The organism is Paractinoplanes hotanensis (assembly GCF_023717965.1).
In the GTDB taxonomy this organism is placed as follows: domain Bacteria; phylum Actinomycetota; class Actinomycetes; order Mycobacteriales; family Micromonosporaceae; genus Actinoplanes; species Actinoplanes polyasparticus.
Genome location: NZ_JAMQOL010000028.1, coordinates 39,824 through 57,173, shown reverse-complemented (window position 1 = coordinate 57,173; position 17,350 = coordinate 39,824). Strand labels below are relative to the sequence as shown.

The 17,350-nt window shown below is 67.9% G+C and carries 22 protein-coding genes, 1 other RNA gene and 1 pseudogene; 10 read left to right on the top strand and 14 right to left on the bottom strand.

The genetic code is table 11. The annotated features are described in order from the left end of the window. The 3 genes from LXN57_RS21020 to LXN57_RS21010 form a co-directional block, all read right to left on the bottom strand. A partial coding sequence (locus LXN57_RS21020; protein ID WP_251799867.1) for a hypothetical protein occupies window positions 1-410 on the bottom strand: 410 nt, incomplete at its 3' end. Further along, window positions 403-879, bottom strand: a complete 477-nt coding sequence (locus LXN57_RS21015; RefSeq protein ID WP_251799866.1) for an NUDIX hydrolase — start codon at window positions 877-879, stop codon at window positions 403-405. The genes LXN57_RS21020 and LXN57_RS21015, both read right to left, overlap by 8 nt. 7 nt (window positions 880-886) lie before the next feature. Continuing rightward, window positions 887-1,618: an XRE family transcriptional regulator gene (locus LXN57_RS21010; protein WP_251799865.1), complete on the bottom strand. Its 732-nt coding sequence runs from the start codon at window positions 1,616-1,618 to the stop codon at window positions 887-889. 347 nt (window positions 1,619-1,965) lie between these two features. On the opposite strand from LXN57_RS21010, the gene LXN57_RS21005 reads away from it, so the two are divergent. The 6 genes and pseudogenes from LXN57_RS21005 to LXN57_RS48355 all read left to right on the top strand — a co-directional run. After that, window positions 1,966-2,160, top strand: a complete 195-nt coding sequence (locus LXN57_RS21005; RefSeq protein ID WP_251799864.1) for a hypothetical protein — start codon at window positions 1,966-1,968, stop codon at window positions 2,158-2,160. Next, entirely contained in the window at window positions 2,157-2,753 is a 597-nt protein-coding gene (locus tag LXN57_RS21000; protein WP_251799863.1) for a DUF2637 domain-containing protein, read from the top strand. The genes LXN57_RS21005 and LXN57_RS21000 overlap by 4 nt, the downstream gene beginning before the upstream one ends. Next, the gene (locus LXN57_RS20995; RefSeq protein ID WP_251799862.1) at window positions 2,750-3,028 is read left to right on the top strand and encodes a hypothetical protein; all 279 of its coding nucleotides are present in this window, start codon (window positions 2,750-2,752) and stop codon (window positions 3,026-3,028) included. The genes LXN57_RS21000 and LXN57_RS20995 overlap by 4 nt, the downstream gene beginning before the upstream one ends. Before the next feature lie 59 nt (window positions 3,029-3,087). Further along, window positions 3,088-4,737, top strand: coding sequence for an FtsK/SpoIIIE domain-containing protein (locus LXN57_RS20990; RefSeq protein WP_251799861.1), 1,650 nt, complete (start codon window positions 3,088-3,090; stop codon window positions 4,735-4,737). An 88-nt stretch (window positions 4,738-4,825) separates the two neighbouring features. Beyond that, window positions 4,826-5,020 carry a hypothetical protein gene (locus tag LXN57_RS20985; RefSeq protein ID WP_251799860.1) on the top strand — a complete coding sequence of 65 codons (195 nt, stop codon included), beginning with the start codon at window positions 4,826-4,828 and terminating at the stop codon, window positions 5,018-5,020. Continuing rightward, window positions 5,013-6,068, top strand: a pseudogene (locus tag LXN57_RS48355) (recombinase family protein); the annotation flags it as partial. The gene LXN57_RS20985 and the pseudogene LXN57_RS48355, both read left to right, overlap by 8 nt. Before the next feature lie 27 nt (window positions 6,069-6,095). Here LXN57_RS48355 and LXN57_RS20980 read toward each other — a convergent pair. The 9 genes from LXN57_RS20980 to LXN57_RS20940 all read right to left on the bottom strand — a co-directional run bounded on the left by LXN57_RS20980 (window position 6,096) and on the right by LXN57_RS20940 (window position 13,074). Next, window positions 6,096-6,485: a hypothetical protein gene (locus tag LXN57_RS20980; RefSeq protein ID WP_251799859.1), complete on the bottom strand. Its 390-nt coding sequence runs from the start codon at window positions 6,483-6,485 to the stop codon at window positions 6,096-6,098. 127 nt (window positions 6,486-6,612) lie between these two features. Next, window positions 6,613-6,989: a transfer-messenger RNA gene (ssrA, locus tag LXN57_RS20975) on the bottom strand. 33 nt (window positions 6,990-7,022) lie between these two features. Continuing rightward, window positions 7,023-7,679: a cellulose binding domain-containing protein gene (locus LXN57_RS20970; RefSeq protein WP_251799858.1), complete on the bottom strand. Its 657-nt coding sequence runs from the start codon at window positions 7,677-7,679 to the stop codon at window positions 7,023-7,025. Between the two features lie 65 nt (window positions 7,680-7,744). Beyond that, complete coding sequence (gene smpB, locus LXN57_RS20965) at window positions 7,745-8,221, bottom strand: SsrA-binding protein SmpB (protein WP_221376627.1); 477 nt, start codon at window positions 8,219-8,221, stop codon at window positions 7,745-7,747. Window positions 8,222-8,274: 53 nt separating this feature from the next. Beyond that, a complete protein-coding gene (locus LXN57_RS20960; RefSeq protein ID WP_251799857.1) occupies window positions 8,275-9,516 on the bottom strand; it encodes a M23 family metallopeptidase in 1,242 nt (413 codons plus the stop codon). A gap of 106 nt (window positions 9,517-9,622) precedes the next feature. After that, window positions 9,623-10,498, bottom strand: a complete 876-nt coding sequence (ftsX, locus tag LXN57_RS20955; RefSeq protein WP_251799856.1) for a permease-like cell division protein FtsX — start codon at window positions 10,496-10,498, stop codon at window positions 9,623-9,625. A 57-nt stretch (window positions 10,499-10,555) separates the two neighbouring features. Next, a complete protein-coding gene (gene ftsE / locus LXN57_RS20950) occupies window positions 10,556-11,236 on the bottom strand; it encodes a cell division ATP-binding protein FtsE (protein WP_203378949.1) in 681 nt (226 codons plus the stop codon). Window positions 11,237-11,390: 154 nt separating this feature from the next. Next, window positions 11,391-12,503 carry a peptide chain release factor 2 gene (prfB, locus tag LXN57_RS20945; protein WP_251799855.1) on the bottom strand — a complete coding sequence of 371 codons (1,113 nt, stop codon included), beginning with the start codon at window positions 12,501-12,503 and terminating at the stop codon, window positions 11,391-11,393. 55 nt (window positions 12,504-12,558) lie between these two features. Further along, window positions 12,559-13,074 (bottom strand): PadR family transcriptional regulator, encoded by a 516-nt coding sequence (locus tag LXN57_RS20940; RefSeq protein ID WP_221376630.1) that lies wholly within the window; start codon window positions 13,072-13,074, stop codon window positions 12,559-12,561. Window positions 13,075-13,407: 333 nt separating this feature from the next. On the opposite strand from LXN57_RS20940, the gene LXN57_RS20935 reads away from it, so the two are divergent. Further along, window positions 13,408-14,358: a hypothetical protein gene (locus tag LXN57_RS20935; protein WP_251799854.1), complete on the top strand. Its 951-nt coding sequence runs from the start codon at window positions 13,408-13,410 to the stop codon at window positions 14,356-14,358. Window positions 14,359-14,362: 4 nt separating this feature from the next. Here the strand turns inward: LXN57_RS20935 and LXN57_RS20930 are convergent, their stop codons facing one another. Further along, window positions 14,363-14,824, bottom strand: coding sequence for a DUF6912 family protein (locus LXN57_RS20930; RefSeq protein ID WP_251799872.1), 462 nt, complete (start codon window positions 14,822-14,824; stop codon window positions 14,363-14,365). 191 nt (window positions 14,825-15,015) lie between these two features. Continuing rightward, the gene (locus LXN57_RS20925; RefSeq protein ID WP_251799853.1) at window positions 15,016-15,477 is read right to left on the bottom strand and encodes a rhodanese-like domain-containing protein; all 462 of its coding nucleotides are present in this window, start codon (window positions 15,475-15,477) and stop codon (window positions 15,016-15,018) included. A 94-nt stretch (window positions 15,478-15,571) separates the two neighbouring features. Here LXN57_RS20925 and LXN57_RS20920 point away from each other — a divergent pair, with 94 nt between their 5' ends. The 3 genes from LXN57_RS20920 (at window position 15,572) to LXN57_RS20910 (ending at window position 17,293) form a co-directional block, all read left to right on the top strand. Beyond that, on the top strand, window positions 15,572-16,027 hold the full coding sequence (locus tag LXN57_RS20920; protein ID WP_251799852.1) for an Lrp/AsnC family transcriptional regulator: 456 nt from the start codon (window positions 15,572-15,574) through the stop codon (window positions 16,025-16,027). 56 nt (window positions 16,028-16,083) lie between these two features. Beyond that, window positions 16,084-16,314 carry a helix-turn-helix transcriptional regulator gene (locus LXN57_RS20915; protein WP_251799851.1) on the top strand — a complete coding sequence of 77 codons (231 nt, stop codon included), beginning with the start codon at window positions 16,084-16,086 and terminating at the stop codon, window positions 16,312-16,314. 373 nt (window positions 16,315-16,687) lie between these two features. Then, window positions 16,688-17,293: an Rv3235 family protein gene (locus tag LXN57_RS20910; RefSeq protein WP_251799850.1), complete on the top strand. Its 606-nt coding sequence runs from the start codon at window positions 16,688-16,690 to the stop codon at window positions 17,291-17,293. The last annotated feature ends 57 nt before the right edge of the window (window positions 17,294-17,350 follow it).

The following is a 17,350-nucleotide window of genomic DNA, read 5'->3' as shown; positions in this document are numbered from 1 at the left end:
GCGTACTCCGACACATCCAACGTTATATCGTCCGGATCATCCACACCTGCCCGACCTGCGACACCGTCTTCCCCGAGTACTACCCACGCGACGGCTAACAAATCATGACGAAGCACTACTAGGCCGACGAACTCTGAGCTGGCCTCTTCGTCACCGCGGGCCGGTAGGGGCAACTCGACGTCGTAGATCGGCATGGCACTCGCGTTGTGGACGTGGAAGGCCAGCTCGCGGCCACCGTCGATCTTTCTTGTTAGCTCGATCCAGGCGCTGATTCGCTCGGCTTGGGCTCGGCGTTCGTCCTCGGCTCGGTCCGCCTCGCGTCGTTGTTCGCGGCGGAGGAGTAGGAAGCCGACCAGGAACGCGCCGACTGTGCCGACTGCGGCGAAGGCGCTGAGCCAGTCGCTATCCAAGGTGAATGTCTAGCGGTGCGGTGAGGTATTGGTCGACTCGCATGCGCATCGAGCGGTCCATCGGTAGGGCGCCGATTTCGGCGGGTGGGACCCAGCGGACCTCTGTTGACTCCTCGCTTGGTGTCGGCGTGCCGCCGATCGGGCGCGCGGTGAAGACGACCGAGAACTCCTGTCGGGCCTCGTTGTTGCTGGTGTAGAGGACGACGTGACGCGGGTCGGTGTAAATGCCGACCAGGCCGGTTATCTCGACGTCGATTCCGGTCTCCTCGGCCGTTTCGCGGACTGCGGTTTCTGGCAGGGACTCGCCAAGGTCCATGCCGCCGCCGGGCAGCGCCCAGTTGTCGTTGTCGGAGCGGCGGATCAGCAGGATTGCGCCGTCGTCGTTGGTGACGACGACGTTTGCTGAGGGGACGATGCTGTTGGCCTTTGGCGCTTCAGGGTCGTCGTAGTAGTCGATGCGTCGTCCCACGTTTGCCTCATTCCAGCGGTGTGGCGCCGTCCCAGACGCGGTCGAAGCTGTCCAAGTACATGTTCACCATGCCGCCGCCGGCTACGCGGCGCAGGTGGAACACCGGTGCTTGGGAGGCGATCGCGCCGTAGATGTGGGTGTTGACGAGGAGTTGGTCGTCGGCGCGGTAGATCGAGTTGTAGAGCACGGTTTGGTGCTGGCGGAATTCGACGCCGTCCAGGTTGAGCAGCGGACGGTACATGTGGATGGCGTTCTTGATCTTTGTCGCCAGGATTTCGAGGCCCTCGTCGGTGTCGCGTTGCTCAATCGCCTCGGCAGTTGGGTCGCCGAGCAGGATGCGTACACGTACGCCGGCGTCGGCCTTTTCTCGGAAGATTCGTTGGACGCCTGCGTCTTCCGAGAGGAAGAGGCCGCTGTAGACCAGGACGCCGATCTCTCGTTCGGCGTTGTCGAAGAGGTTGCGCCACACGTCGGACGGGACCGTCCAGCGGTGCGGGTAGATGTTGATGATCTCGCTCTCGCTGGCGCTGGCGACCTGGTCGGCGTTGAGGGCGTCGGGCCACAGGTAGACCTCGTCGAGGCCGAGGTGAGCGGCTACGGCGTAGCGGTGGCGGCGGTATGGCGTTCGGCCGCTGATCCAGCGCTCGACACTCTTGGGATCGACCTTGAGCGTCTCCGCTAAGTCGGCGGGGCTGATCCCGCGTTCCAACATCGCGGTGCGTAGTCGCTCGTTCGGCATCGGCTTCCCGTCAAGACGTCCCGGCTGCCTGACCACCCTAAGTGAGACGTCTCGGACACGTCCAGCCATGACCTGATCACGTCCCGTCCTCGGATCGCATCCTCGGTGGCATCGATGCAGACGCATCGGCGACACGAGAGGAGATCCGCAATGGACACTCAGCACTTCACCAGCGAAAGCCCGACTTGCCCGTGCGGCGCACGACTCGGAAGCGGTCACCCGACCCTTTGCCGCAAGTGCCTCGCCCGGGTTCGGTGGAACCGTCGGCATCATTCGCGTGGCGGCCACGGAGGCGCGGACCGAGCCATTCGTACGCGCCGACGGCGGCGCCACGAAGGCGGTGACGCATGACGATCGCCGTCTCTGCCGTCATCCTGCTCGGCGTCTTCGTTTACCTGCTCTGGCGGTACGCCCGACTGCCGCTCTGGCAAGCCGCCATCTGCGCGGCGTTCGGCTACTTCCTCGCGTCATCGTCCATCGGCCCGGAGATCGGCAACGGCCTGCGGGCGTTGGCTCAGTTCGTCGCCGGACTCGAACTGTGAAGACGCGGGACTGGTGGGTGATCGTCGGCATGTCCGTCGCCGCGATCTCCGCTGCGGTGGCGAGCTTCGCCGGACTCCGCGGCCTGGCCCAGATCGCCGGTTGGCCCGATCAACTTGCCTGGCTGCTGCCGGTCACCATCGACGCGTACGCGATGACCTCCGCACGCGTCTGGCTGGCCGACACAGTCGGCAACGAACGAGCGCGCGGGTTCGCCCGTGCCAACGCGATCGGTGCGATCGCCACGAGCATCGTTGGCAACGCCGGCTACCACCTCGTCGCCGCCGGCCTGGTCGCGATCTCCTGGCCGGTCGTGGTCTTGGTCGGTGCCGTACCAGCGGCCGTCCTCGGGCTGACAGCTCATCTCCACGCACTCACCAGCAGCGGGACGACCAGGACTGAAGACAGTCCTCTCCTAAAGGCCGCTCATGAGGCTGACGCGCGATTCCGAGCGACCCACGGCAAGCCCATCACCCGTGACGCGTTGCGCTCGGCACTGCGCATCGCCGGCCCCAAAGCGACCGAACTCCGACGTCAACTCGCCGAAGAAACGACAGCCGGCACCAACCGAAAGGAGGCTTCGACCCGCTCATGACAAACAACCCGCGCCCAACCATCGACACGGAGGCCGTCCGAAGCCACCTACAGGCTGCTCGACGCCAACCCACGCCAACCACGACCCGGACCGCCCTCGCCGACATCCCCGTCCTGCTCGCCGAACTCGAGCGGCTCGGCGACCTACTGAGCCAGACACGATGGGACTTCGCCAACCTGCTCGCCGCCGCGCGCGCCACCCTCGCCGCCCACCACGAGGGCGAGCCCGACCCGCTCGACTACCTCCGCGACGAAGTCGGCGAGCACAGCCAGTGAGGGCCTACGGACGCAGGCATCGCCGCTGGGGCCGCCGGAACCCGCAACCGCTCCTGATCGTGCCCGATGAGCCGCTTCTCATCGTCGTCCTGGCCGCCGTCGGACGCGTCCTCTTCCGGTACCGGTCCGAACTCGCACCGTTCATCGCCGGACTCGCGCTCGCTGCGGCCGGACTCGTGCTGCATGCGACTCACCCCAACGGACGGCCGATCGTCCTGATCTTCACTGCGCTGGCGGTCGCGCTCTGCTGGAAGATCGAGCGCTTTGCCGAGCGCGTGTATGCCGCCGCGACGATCGTTGTTGCGGGCGGCTGGCTGGCCACCGCAGTGGCACTCGGTCCTGACCGGGATCCCTTGCCGACCATCCTCGTCGCGGCCGTCATAGCGGCGAGCGTGCCGTGGTGGGCGCATCGGCGCCGCCGAGCGCGCGTCCGCGTCGATCGGGTCATCCACGCCTGGCCCGACCTTGCCGAGGCGATCGGACTCGGCGGCTCCCGAGTCATGTCTGCCGTCGTGGACACCTGGGGTTGGCGCGCTCGAATGAAACTGCGACCGGGACAGAGCACGGCCGATGTAGTCGCACGCGTCCCGGCTATCGAGTCGGCATTGGGTACGCGACCTGGTGCCGTCCGCGTCGAGCAGGACCCGTCCCACGCGGGTCGCTGCACGATGCGGGTTCTAACGGTGGACCCGCATGCCGGCGCCATCCCGTGGCCCGGCCCGCGCGCCCGATCGCTCGCCGACCCCATCGAACTCGGAGTATTCGAGGACGCGACAACCGTCCGGCTCGCCCTCCTGCGACGGCACGCGCTCGTCGGTGGCACAACCGACTCAGGCAAGAGCGGCGTTCTCAACGTCATTCTCGGCAACCTCGCCGCCTGCTCCGACGTCGTCCTCTGGGGCATCGACCTCAAGGGCGGCATGGAACTACGGCCATGGGCACCATGCCTCGCCCGATTGGCCACGACGGCCGAGGAAGCAACACAACTACTCGCCGACGCCGTCGCGATCCTCGAAGCACGCGCGCAAGCTTCGGGCCGCGACAACACCCGGGTATGGGAGCCGACGCCGAGCGCGCCCGCACTCGTGATCGTGATTGACGAGTACGCCGAGCTGGCCGACACCGCGCCGGTCGCCGTAACCCACGCCGAATCCATTGCCCGACGCGGCCGAGCCATCGCCGTCGATCTGCTCGCCGCAACCCAGCGGCCGACCCAGAAGGCGATGGGCGGCGGCGCTCTCCGATCGCAGATGAGCGTTCGCGTCTGCCTACGCGTGCGGGAACGCCGCGACGTCGACCTCATCCTCGACAAGGGCATGCTCGCCGCTGGCTGGCACGCCCACACCCTCGACGCGCCCGGCAAGTTCTACGTCCTCGCCGACGGACACGACCAACCACGACGAGCCCGCGCCTACCTGGTCACCGACGATCACGTACGGGAGACAGCCGCACGCTACGCCGATCAGCGGCCGGATCTTGACCCGCTGTCGCAAGCAGCGATCGAGCACCGCCCGCGCGCCATCGAGGCCCTAGCCGACCCGGAACAAATGCTCGCCACAGCCTTGGGCAAAGCACCCGAAGACGGGCTCACCATCGCGGAACTCATCGAGGCAACCGGCATGCGTCGCACTTGGATCTACGACCGGCTCCAAGCGCTCGCCGCCGCCGACGGCGCCCGGCAAGTCACCCGCGGTCGCTGGCGCGCATAAGTCCGTCCGTCGTCCGTCCGCTCGCGCGCGTCTGCGCATTACAGCGCGCGGACGGACGACGGACTACAGGAGAAAGGAGGCCCATCCCATGCCCGCCGACGAGAGGAGAAATCGCAGCATACGAACGCGCAAGACGCACAAAGCCAAGAGTGAGAAGCTCAAGACGTCCCAAGAGGTCCCAGCGAGACGTGAGCTGAACATCGACGTAGGCGAACTCGCCCGCGCCTTGGCCATCATCGCGGACGACCTGGCCCGAGAGCGGAAGGAGCCCCCGGATGACTGAGTCGGCGAGCAGGAGAAAGCGCGCCGTCATCTACCTCCGCGTCTCGTCGGCCGGACAGGTCAACACCGACTACGACCCCGAGGGCATCTCTCTCCCGGCTCAACGCTCCGCCATCCTCCGCCGCGCGGCGGAGCTAGACGCCGACGTCATCGCCGAGTTCGTCGAGCCTGGCCGCTCGGCCACCACGGTCGACGGCCGCCCGGTCTTCCAAGAGATGATGGCCCGCCTAAAGGCCGAGCCCGACATCGACTACGTGATCGTCTACGCCCGCTCGCGCCTGCACCGCAACAGCATCGACGCCGCGATCACCAAGCGAGATCTCCGCAACGCAGGCGTCGTCCTAATTTCGATCATGGACTACACCGAAGACACCGCGATCGGTGATCTGGTGGCGACCGTCCTGGACGGCGTCAACGAGTATCAGTCGCGCGCCTCGGGTGCCGACATCGCGTACAAGATGGGCCAGAAGATCATCCGCGGCGGCTCGGTCGGCCGCGCGCCGATCGGCTACCTCAACGTCCGCGAGACCTTCGAGGGACGCGAGGTGCGGACGGTCGCGGTCGACCCGGTGCGCGGCCCTCTGATCCGCATGGCATTCGAGCTGTACGCCTCGGGCTCCTACGGCTTCCACGACCTCATCCAGACACTCACCGACGCCGGCCTCCGCACCAAGCCAACCCGCCGCTACCCCGTCGGCATGCCGATCTCGCTCAACTCACTCGGCAACCTCCTACGCGACCGCTACTACCTCGGCCTGGTCGCCTACCGAGGCCAGGAGTACAAGGGCCGGCACGAACCCCTCGTGACACCCGAGATGTTCGACCAGGTGCAGCAGATGTTGGAGACTCGGCGGGCGGGCGGAGTCCGTGAACGCACCCACAACCACTACCTCAAAGGCGCGGTCTGGTGCGCCCGCTGCCGACGCCGTCTGATCGTCATGCGCGGCAAGAGCAAAACCGGCGACCTGCACTTCTACTACTTCTGCCGAGGCCGCCAACTGCACTCCTGCGACCTCCCCTACCTCCCCATCGCCAAGGTCGAGGTAGCCGTCGAGAACAACTACGCGACCGTCGCCCTACCCGCGGCGCTGCGCGAGCAGATCACGACGCTCGTTGAGGAACGGCTGATCGATTCGGCCGAAGGCCAGAAGGAGATCCGGGCCAAGGTGGCAACCCGCCTCAAGGAGTTGGACGCGAAGGAAGATCGCTTCCTCGACCTGATCGGCGACCCGGACTGGCCGCGAGACAAGATCTCGGCCCGACTGAGGGACCTCCGAGACGAGCGAGGCCGGCTGGCCCGGCAACTGAACGACGACCAGGAAGAGCGGCTCGAAGCGGCACGACAGACCCTGATGTACCTGCTCGAACTGCTGGAAGACCCACAGAAGCTGTACCGGCGGGCGACCCACAAGGGCCGTCGAGCGCTTAATCAAGCGTGCTTCACGAAGCAGTACCTCGACGACCACGGGGACGGGCCGTATGTCGCGTTCGACGAACTAGCCGACCTCGTGTCGCCCCTGGTCAACCACGCCAGAAACGGAAGCGGCACCGCCCAGTTGGGCGGTGCCGCTGTGGGTTCAAGTAAGAACCCTCTCGTGGAGGTGCCGGGAATCGAACCCGGGTCCTTCGTTGTTTTGTCAGGGCTTCTCCGAGCGCAGCTCACTGTGCCTCTACTCGGCCCCTGGAATCACGTGAGCAAGTTCCTGTGACGGGCCCAGTCGCTGATTAATCTCGCCGCAAGGTCCCCGCGACCGGGACCTGTTGGCCAACCTCCTAGCTGATGCCGGAAATCCGGGACGGAGGTACTCCCGGTCCGACAGATTTAGCTACTCGCCTCAGGCGGCGAGTGCGAAATCGTTGCGCTTAGTATCGGCGCTTGTTGTTTTCCGACGACCGATTCTCGAGACGACGTCGGCTTCCTCGGCTCGCTTCCCCTGTCTCCACATTCGAAGTCGAAACCAGTCACCCCCTGGGACAATCCACTGCGTAACAACTGTGCCATCTTACCTGATGCGGCAGGTGCCGCCCACCGCATTACAGCCTGCCGGGCGGGCGTCGCCGCGGCCGTCCTTCGACGTCTGGAAGCCGAAGTCGGCGCTGCGGCCCGGGTCCAGCGTGCCTCCGGTGATAACGATGCTGTCGCCGCTGAGATTCCCGGTCGCGTTCCACACTCCGCGCAGCCGCAGGTCGCGCAGGTCGGCGTGGCTGACCGTGACCTTCCAGCGGACGGGGCGGTCGCCCTCGTTGGTCACCCGGCCCATCGCGACGTAGCCGGAGTCCCAGCTCGCGGTCACGGCCAGGGTTGCCTCGACCTTGGCCGGTGGGGGCGGTGGCGTCGTCTTGACCGGCGGCTTGGTGGTCGGCTCGCGGGTCTTCTCCGGTACGGCGGTGGTGGTGCGCGCCGCAGTCGGCTTCTTCGACGGCGTGGGTGACTTGGACGGCGTGGGTGACTTGGACGGCGTAGGTGAGACGGAAGGCGACGGCGGATCGATCGTCACGCGCGCCACGGACGGCAGCACGAGCGTGGGCGGCTTGGCTGCTTCGGCCGGGCCGACGGCCCGTACTGCCGTCCAGACGACCAGCAGCACCAGGACAGCCACGGCGAAACTCAGGATGAACCGGGCTGTTCCGAACACGCGCACGGAGTGCTTGGCAGCCACCCTGCGATCCCTCCCCCACGACGGCACCGGCGATGATCAAAAGTGCCGGCGGGGAAGGGTACCTGCTACTCCATGCCTTTGGCACGCCTGCCCACGGCGCGACTGATTTCCTTCTGCGCGTCGCGGCTGGCCAGGTCCTGACGCTTGTCGTAGCTCTTCTTGCCGCGCGCCAGGCCGATCTCGACCTTGGCGTACCCGTTGTGGAAGTAGACCTGGAGCGGCACCAGCGTGACACCGTCGTCGCGCAGCTTGTTGCGCATCTTCAGGATCTCGTCGCGGTGGAGCAGCAGCTTGCGGACCCGCCGCGGCTCGTGGTTGGTCCAGGTGCCCTGGGTGTATTCCGGAATGTGCAGACCGTGCAGGAAGATCTCGCCGTTGTTCTCGTGGCCGAACGCGTCGGTCATCGAGGCCCGCCCGGCCCGCAACGACTTCACCTCGGTGCCGGTGAGCACCATGCCCGCCTCGAACGTGTCGAGGATGGCGTAGTCGTGGTAGGCCTTGCGGTTGGAGGCGACGACCTTGCGACCTTGTTCGCGTGGCATGCCGCCGAACCCCCTGTGGGTGAGTGATGGAACTTCACAATGCTACTGAAGTCTCAACACAGACAGCGCGGCAGATAGTTCGCCGGGTTGCGGGGCGCTCCGTCGAAGCGGGTTTCGAAGTGCAGATGGTTGCCGGTGGAGGCGCCGGTCGTGCCGACCAGGCCGATCACCTCGCCGCGGCGCACGTACTCGCCGACTCTGACCAGGATCGCCGACTGGTGCCCGTAGCAGGTCTGGAAGCCGACGCCGCTGATCTTGCCGTGGCTGATGCACGTGAAGTTGCCGTAGCCGCCGGCCCACCCGGCCCGGATCACCCGCCCGAAGGCAGCCGCGCGGATGGGAGAGCCGCCACCTGCGGCGATGTCCATGCCGGCGTGCAACTGCCACACCCGGTAGTACGGGTCATAGCGCTGTCCGTAGTCGCTGGACTTCCAGCCGGTGACCGGCATGAGCAGCCGGCCGCCGCCGTACTTCGCGTCCCCGGATTTAAGCGAGTAGCCGCGGAGCGCCGCCGCGATCCGCGCCTCCTCGGCCTTGGCCGCCTCGTAACGGGCCAGGACGACGGAGCGCTGGGCGTTGGCCACCTTCAACGCGGCGTAGCGGGTCTGCGTGAGCTTCTCGAGGGCCAGGCGGGCCCGCTCGGCAGCCGACTGCGCTGATCGAGCGGCGGTGAGGCGGTCGCGCGCGGCGGCCTCGGCCTCCTCGGCGGCGCGCTTGGCGAGTCCGGCCCGGTCCTGTTCCGTACGGGCCTCGCGCCTCGCCACGACCAGGGTGTCCACGTCCTCCTGCTGGCTCTGCATAACCTGCTCGACGATGCTCAGCCGGGCCATCATGTCGGCCGGGCCGGACGCGTCGACGAGGACGTTGAGCCGCGCGAAGTTGCTGCCCATGTAGCTGGCCGTGGCGATCTCGTCGACCCGCTCGCGGGCGTCGTCGACCCGCTCCCGGGCCTGGACGAAGCGGCCGGCGACCTTCTCGTAGGCCGCCCGGGCCGTCTTCGCCTTGCGGCTCGCGGACTTGGCCGAAGCGAGGGCGGCCGCGACCGCCCCGCGCGAGGTGGCGACCTTCTGCTGGGCCGCGGGCATCGCGGCGGTCGCAGTCTCGAGGTTGCGGGCGGCGGAGCGGGCCAGGTCGGTGGCGTGCTCGAGGACGGCCTCGGCACGCTGGACGGCCTTGCCGGCACGGTCCCGGTCGTCGCCCGGGGCGGCCTGGGCCGGGTGGGGTGCGATCAGCAGCAGACCTGCGAAAAAAGCTGGAAGGGCATATTTCCGGCGATGTCGACGTTTGGGCCACACGAAGAGCACCGTATCCCTACCTTCGGCCTCTTACCTCCCAAAACGCCCAACAGCCGCGTCTCCCGGCAGGGAGGCGCGGCTGTCGTGTGAGTCAGCGTCGAGGGTCTCAGACCTTGAGGTAGAAGCGGAGCGTGATCCACGCCGTGGCCGCACTGACCAGGGCGCCGACGCCGGCCAGCAGCGGCAGCATGAGCCACACGTTGCCGTTGTCGATCGGCGTCAGGATGTTCGTGAGGGCCTGGAGCTTGGTGTCCAGCAGCACGATCTTGCTCACGAACAGGAAGATGAAGCCGAGGACCGCGCCGATGATGCCGGCCACCACCGCCTCGAGCACGAACGGGGCCTGGATGAACCAGTTCGACGCGCCCACCAGCTTCATCACCGCGACCTCGCGGCGCTTGCTGTACGCGGCGACCTGGATGGTGTTTCCGACCAGCAGCAGCGCGGCCAACGCCATCACCCCCGCGACCACCAGCGCACCCACCTGGATGGCGTTGAAGATGTTGAACACCTTGTCGAGCAGCGCACGCTGGTCGATGATGTCCTGAATGCCCTGCATCCCGGTCATCTGGTCGGTGAACGTCTTGTAGGTCTCCGGGTCCTTCAGCTTGACCCGGAACGACTCGGGCAGACTGTTCGGGCCGACCGACTTGACGAACTCCGGCGAGTCCTTCCAGAGCTGCTGGAACCGCTCGAGGGCCTCTTCACGGGTCTCGTAGGTCTTCTGGCTGACCAGCGGGTTGGCCGAGATGGCGGAGTCGATCGCCGAGCGCTGGGCGTCGGTGACGTCCGAGCGCAGGAAGATCGAGACCTCGATCTCGCCGTAGTAGAAGTTCTTCATCTGGTCGACCTGCATGTAGAGCAGCACACTCGCGCCCAGCATGGTCAGCGAGACCGCCATGGTGATGATCATGGCGACCGTCATGGTGACGTTTCGCCACAGGCCCACCAAGACCTCGTTGAGGACGTACTTCAAGCGCATCGGGGGGTTCCTTCCGGGACTCCGCGCATTACATCTTCAGGGGGAAACGGGCGGAGCTCAGCCGTAGACGCCACGAGCCTGGTCGCGAACGATACGGCCGCTTTCGATCTCGATGACCCGGCGGCGCATCTGGTTGACGATGTTGGAGTCGTGCGTGACCATCACGACCGTCGTGCCCGTCCGGTTGATCCGGTCGAGCAGTCGCATGATCTCGATGGAGGTGTCGGGGTCGAGGTTTCCGGTGGGCTCGTCGGCGAGCAGGATCAGCGGGCGGTTCACGAACGCCCGGGCGACCGCGACACGCTGCTGCTCACCACCGGAGAGCTCGTGGGGATAGCGGTGCTCCTTGCCACCGAGACCGACCAGTTCGAGAACCTCGGGCACGACCCGCCGGGACACGGCCTTGGTCTTGCCGATGACCTCCAGAGCGAAGGCCACGTTCTCGTACGCGGTGCGGTTGGGCAGCAGACGGAAGTCCTGGAACACGCAGCCGATGGAACGACGGAAGTGGGGGATCTTCCACGACCGGATCGAGGTCACGTCCTTGGCGTTCACCATGACCTTGCCCTGGGTCGGGGAGACCTCATGCAGCAGAAGCTTGATGATCGTCGACTTGCCGGAACCGGAGGGGCCGATGAAGAAGACGAACTCACCCTTCTCGATACCGACGCTGACATCGTCCAGCGACGGCCGAGACGCCTTGGGGTACGTCTTCGTCACGTTCTCGAGCTGAATCACGGGAAGGCAGTCTACGCGGTGTAACGGAAACGCCAAGTCCGCCGGGTCCGCGAATCTGCACCAACAGTAAAGAAAACTTGGACCGTACGGACGGCGCCTGACCGAACGTTCAGGCGCCGTCGCCGTCCGTGCCGGGCCGGTCGCGGACCGGGTCTCAGACGGCCTTCTCGGTCTGCTTGCGCCAGCGGATGCCCGCCTGGATGAACTCGTCGATGTCGCCGTCGAAGACCGACGACGGGTTGCCCGTCTCCTGCTCAGTGCGCAGATCCTTGACCATCTGGTAGGGGTGCAGAACGTACGAGCGCATCTGGTCGCCCCATGATCCAGTGGTGTCCTGCTTGAGGCCGGCCATCTTGGCCTCCTCCTCCTGACGCTTCCGCTCGAGCAGCCGCGCCTGGAGCACGCGCATGGCCGAGGCCTTGTTCTGAAGCTGTGATTTCTCGTTCTGACACGTCACGACGATGCCGGTCGGAATGTGCGTGAGGCGCACAGCGGAGTCGGTGGTGTTAACGCTCTGTCCACCAGGACCGGACGAACGGTAGACGTCGACCCGCAGCTCGTTCTCGGGGATCTCGATGTGGTCGGTCTGCTCGACCACCGGCATCACCTCGACGCTGGCGAAGCTGGTCTGCCGGCGGCCCTGGTTGTCGAACGGGCTGATGCGCACCAGGCGGTGGGTGCCCGACTCGACGCTGAGCGTGCCGAAGGCGTACGGGACCTTGACCGCGAAGGTGGCCGATTTGAGCCCGGCCTCTTCCGCGTACGAGGTGTCGTAGACCTCGGTGGGGTAGCCGTGGCGCTCGGCCCAGCGCAGGTACATACGCATCAGCGACTCGGCGAAGTCGGCCGCGTCGACACCGCCGGCGCCGGCCCGGATCGCCACCACCGCCTCGCGGGAGTCGTACTCGCCGGAGAGCAGGGTGCGGACCTCCAGCTCCTCGACGGCCTTGTGCAGGGCGACGAGCTCGTTGCCGACCTCGTCGACCGAGCCCTGGTCGCCCTCGGCCTCGGCCATCTCGAGCAGGAGGGCAGCGTCGTCGAGCCGGGAGCGGAGGCGCTCGATGCGGTCGATGTCACCGGAGATGTAGGAAAGGCGGCTGTTGACCTCTTGAGCGCGGGCCTGGTCGTCCCACAGATCGGGCGCGGAGGCCTGCTCCTCGAGGTCTGCCTTGTCCCGGCGCAGCTTGTCGACGTCCAGGACGTTCTCGATGTTGCGCAGGGTGGCGTCGAGTGTCTTGAGTTGCTCGGGATAGTCGGCAGCAGTCACAACACTCAAGACTACGCCGCCCCGGCCGGAAAGGGCCGGGGCGGGCGCACGTCCGTCAGGTCGTCGGGGCGACCTTGAGCCAGCTCAGTGCGGCCTTGTGATAGGCGACGGCGAACTCGAGGGCCGCGGCGCCGTACTGGTCGCCCGCCTTCTTCGCTTCCTTCGCCTGCTCCTTGGCCATCGCCATGGCCTCGGAGTGATACTCGCTGGCACCGGTGTAGAGGGTCTGCAGCTGATTGCCGCTGTGCTGCTCGCCGAAGGCGACCCGCAGCGCGATCGGGTTGCGCAAGGCGTCCCGGCCCGCGGGCTCGGCAAGCCACCGGCTGAAGGCTCGTTTGCCGGCGGCGGTGATGGCGTAGGGCTGGCTGGATCTGGGGCCGGGCTTGCCGAGACGGACGTAGCCCATTTCGGCGAGAACCGGCAATTCGCGGTAGACCTGGCTCCGCGTCATCGACCAGTATGGCCCGAGGCGGCGTTCGGCAGCCGCCATTAGCTGACCGCCGGTCATCGGCCCCTCGTGAAGCAGGCCGAGCAGAGCGGCAGCCGTGGGATTGATTTGAGAGTCGGGCATGCCTTCTAAGCTGCCACTTTGTCGCGCCGACGTCCAGGATTTCGCCCGATCCGTCCAGTTTGCGTCTCCACAAGCGACTGTCCCGCACAGACTGTCCGACCACGAGGGTCAAGACGGCGCGTTCTGCCGAAAAAACGCAGCCTGAGCAGCTAAAATGGCCCTAGCCAAACGGTCAGACGGCGATGCCGGGCATGAACCACCCGAAAAACGGACAGATCAACAGTCGGAAACGGCAGCGTTCCCCTTAATTCCGACAATCGACTCCGTTTCGCCGCGCGAGTGCCCTGTGGACGGCCGTCCGGTCGCGAAGAATCGCCGCGTACCCTGAGCCGCATGACAGAGCAGGAGGTCGCACCGGCCCCGCAACCGTCCGCGGCCGCCTCGTCGAGCGGTCTCGTACTGGCCGGCGTCACGATGGTGTGGATGGCCGCCATGTTGTGGTCGGCCCGCGCCACCATCACCGGCCGGGTCGACGTCGAGATGGAGGTCACGTCCACGGCGTACGCGTTGCCCGGCGCCATCTCGGCCAGCCTCATCACCGGGTCCACGGTGGCGCTGGCCGCGCTCTCCCTGCTGGGCCGCAGGCGCGAGACCGGTGCGAGCACCCGCTTCGCGATCGCCACGGGCAGCGGCCTGATCATCGGGGTGCTGGGCGCGCTGTCCATCGTCACGATCAACACCGAGGGCTGGCTGTACGCGGTGGTGGGCGGCACGGTGGCGGCCGCGGCGACCATCGGCGGCGCGCTGGCCGGCTTCCGCATCCCCCGCGTGGTCACCGCGGTCGGCTGGGCTTCCGTGGCCGTCTTCCTCGTCGGGCTCGTGCTCAACCTGTTCCAGGGCCCGCTGCTCGACACGTTCAGCTCCAGTCAGGCACAGTCCCGGGCCGACGCGTCCCAATGGCTGTCGTACGGCCAGGGGTTCCTCAGTGGCCTCGCGGCCGGCCTGATCGCCTACTTCGTGCTGCGCCGCGCCCGCCGGCGCTCCGACGGGCTCGACGTGCCGTGGCCGCTCTACGGCCTGGCCGGCGCCGGCGCCGGGCTGCTGCTGGTGATCGCCGAGATCCTGACCCGCACCGCGGGCAGCCGCGTGCTCGACCTGGCCGGCAAGGTCAGCGAGCTGGAACTCGTGGTGCAGCAGATGCTCAGCGGCGCCCGCCTCAACAGCGCTCTGATCGTGCTGTTCGTCGGCGCGATCACGGCGACGATCGCCGTGGGCCGCACCATCGCCCCCGCGGCCGACGACGACGAAGAGGAAGAGCAGGAGTCGCCCGCTTCGGCGGCCTAGCCTCCTAGACGAGCTCGTCGAGCTCCGACACGGCGTACCACTCGAGTTCGTGATCCTCGGCGCTGTCGACCGTGAACTGGGCGTCCGGGTCGCCCGCGGCCGCCTCGTCGACCACCTCGGCCGCGGCGCCCACCGTCTCGGCGGCGTCCGCACTGTCCACGTGGATCGCGGCGACCTCGCTGACCGACACCGGCTGCGGCAGCCGCACGGTGCTCGAACCGAGCTCGACGTCCTCCCGCACCAGCGCCGTCGACGGCACGTCGGCCGAGATGACGACGCGGCGGCGCGGGGCGCGCGGGTCGAGGCGCAACAGGTGCAACGCGCCCTGGGCGGCCCGGGTGAAGGCGACGTACTCGAGCTCCTCCTCGTCGCCCTCGGCGTACCACTCGCGGAGCGCCGGCGTCACGGCGTGCGCCTCCAGCGGGCCGGAACCCAGCCGGCCGTCGGCCCGCAGGGCCGTGAGCATCGGCACGGTGGCCGGCACATAGACCCGGACCAGCTCAGTGATCGGCACGTCTCCTCCAGCGGTAGAACCGTCCCCGTAGTACACCGTCGCCGCGGCGCAGGGAAGGACCATTCCACCAGTCGTGCCCGGATCGTGGCCCGCCGGGTCGCAGCCGTAGACGTCGGCCACGGGCGCGACGCGGGGACGCCGGGTCAGCAGCCGCAGACGTCGGCCGTGGGCGCGGTGCGGGGGTCGGCCGGAGCGGTGACGTCGCCGGTCGGGGTGCGTAGCGGGAAACCCTCGCGGATCCAGTACTCGACGCCGCCGATCATCTCCTTGACCGAGAAGCCGGCCTCGGCCAGGGCCAGAGCGGCTCGGGTGGCGCCGTCGCAGCCGGGGCCCCAGCAGTAGGTCACGACCGGGACGTCCGGGTCGAGCAGGGCAAGAGCGCGCGCCGGGATCAGGGCGGTAGGCAGGTGGATCGCGCCGGGGATGTGACCCTGCTCCCAGGCTGCTTCCGAACGGGAGTCGATCAGGATGAAGCCGGGCTGGGCCGTCGACAGCGCCGCCCGAACGTCGGCCACGTCGGTCTGGAAGGCGAGCCGGGCCGCGAAGAAGGCGGCAGCGGCGCGGGCGTCGTTACGGGTGGCCGGGCCCACAGGGGTGATCGTCATGACACACCACGCTAGGTGCGAGAACGTCGCCGTTACATGGCCGTTCCCCGGCTCATCTGGCGTGCGGCCGGGGAAACGCGTTTACTTGGCCGCCATGACCACGGATATCGCGCTGGACCGCACGGACTGGCAACTGCTGACCGAGTTGCAGAAGGATGGCCGGTCGCCGTACGCCGAACTCGCCCGCGCCGTCGCGATGTCCCCCAGCGCCGTCGCCGAGCGCATCCGCCGGCTCGAAGAGGCGGGCGTGATCGCCGGCTACCGGGCCAGCCTCGACCCGGGACGACTGGGCCTGCAGGTGATGGCGTTCGTCCGGCTGCGCTACCCGACGGGCAACTACCGGCCGTTCCACGCGCTGCTCGACAGCACGCCCGAGATCGTCGAGGCGCACCACGTGACCGGCGAGGACTGCTTCGTGCTGAAGGTGCTCACCCGCTCGATGCGGCACCTCGAAGAGGTCACCGGGCGCATCGCCGGACTGGGCGCGGTCACCACCAGCGTCGTCTATTCGAGCCCGCTGACCGGGCGCGCCATTTCCGCTCCCGAATGACGCCACCGCGGCCCATCGGTGGCAAACTGAAGCATACCGAGCCCACCGGAGGTGTCATGGCCGAGCCGCGCTTCCTGCCGCTGCCCGACGTGGCCACCGAGCTCAACGTCTCGGAGTCGCAGGTCTACCACATGGTGCGCAGCGGCGAGCTGCCGGCGATCAAGATCGGCGGCCGCGGTCAGTGGCGGGTCGAGCGCGTCCGCCTCGAGCAGTACATCGAGCAGAAGTACGCCGAGACCGCGGCCTGGGTGGCGCAGAACCCGCTCATCACGCCCGATCCCGAATAGGCACCGCGTTCGCGCGTACGACCTGACGAACCCGCACGCCTGCCGCCTGCCAGCCGTCTGCCGCCTGCAAGCCGCCTGCCGACCCGCCTGCCCCGGCGCTTGCCCCGGCGCCTGCCTGTCGCCTGTCACCTGTCACCTGTCACCTGTCACCGATTCTCGGGCCTCGGCTTCCCGCTCATCCCCGACGCCACAATGGCGCACCGCCAACCACTCGATGCGGCGTCCCACTGCGGATCACCGCCAGGTTTGTCCGTCTTCTCGCCTGGTCCGGTTCGATCTCGCCGCTCGTTGACGCTCGAATCAGGTCCGGCAACACTGGCTGTCACAGGCAAACGAAGGCAAACACAAGATCAATGGATGAGGTGGTGCCGCGATGCGACGGACGCTGGAGGCGACCCGGCCCAGGGCGCCTGAGCCCCCGCCCACGATCAGCCTGCGTCCGACCCCACGCTGCGAGCCACCCTTCGACGACGAGCTCGAGCCGTCGTTCTGGGCCACGGCACATCAGTTGTCGCTCAACTGGCCCTCGCAGCGCCCGCCGCCCGGCCCGCCCGAGGGTGAGCCGGGGTCGCCGCAGCACTCCCCCGCCGCCAGCGTCTCGGCCGAGGCGAAGCTCGCGGTCAAGCGCTTCGTCCGCACGTGTGTCGAGGTCATCGACGGCCACCGCCCGGCCGCCCATCTGCGCCGGCTGTCCCACCCCATGGAGGCGTCGGCGGTTGTCGCGCAGGGTGTGGCAGCGGCCCACCGGGTGCGAGAGATCCGCGAATCGGTCAAGCGGCCGGCCCGGCGCGCCGCGGGCCGGCGGGCCGGCGATCGCCCGTCGCCGGTGGCGGTGCTCCGCATCCGTCTGTGTGAGCCCGGCCCGGGCGCTGTGGAGGCCGCTGTGGCCCTGTTGACCGCCGACCGCACCTGGGCCCTGGCCCTGCGGCTGGAACTGCACGAGGGCGACTGGCGGGCCACCATCCTCCGGCTGATCTGAACCCGGACCCCCGGGGCGCCCGCCGACCACGCCCGCAGCGGGCGTCCCGGGCCTCAC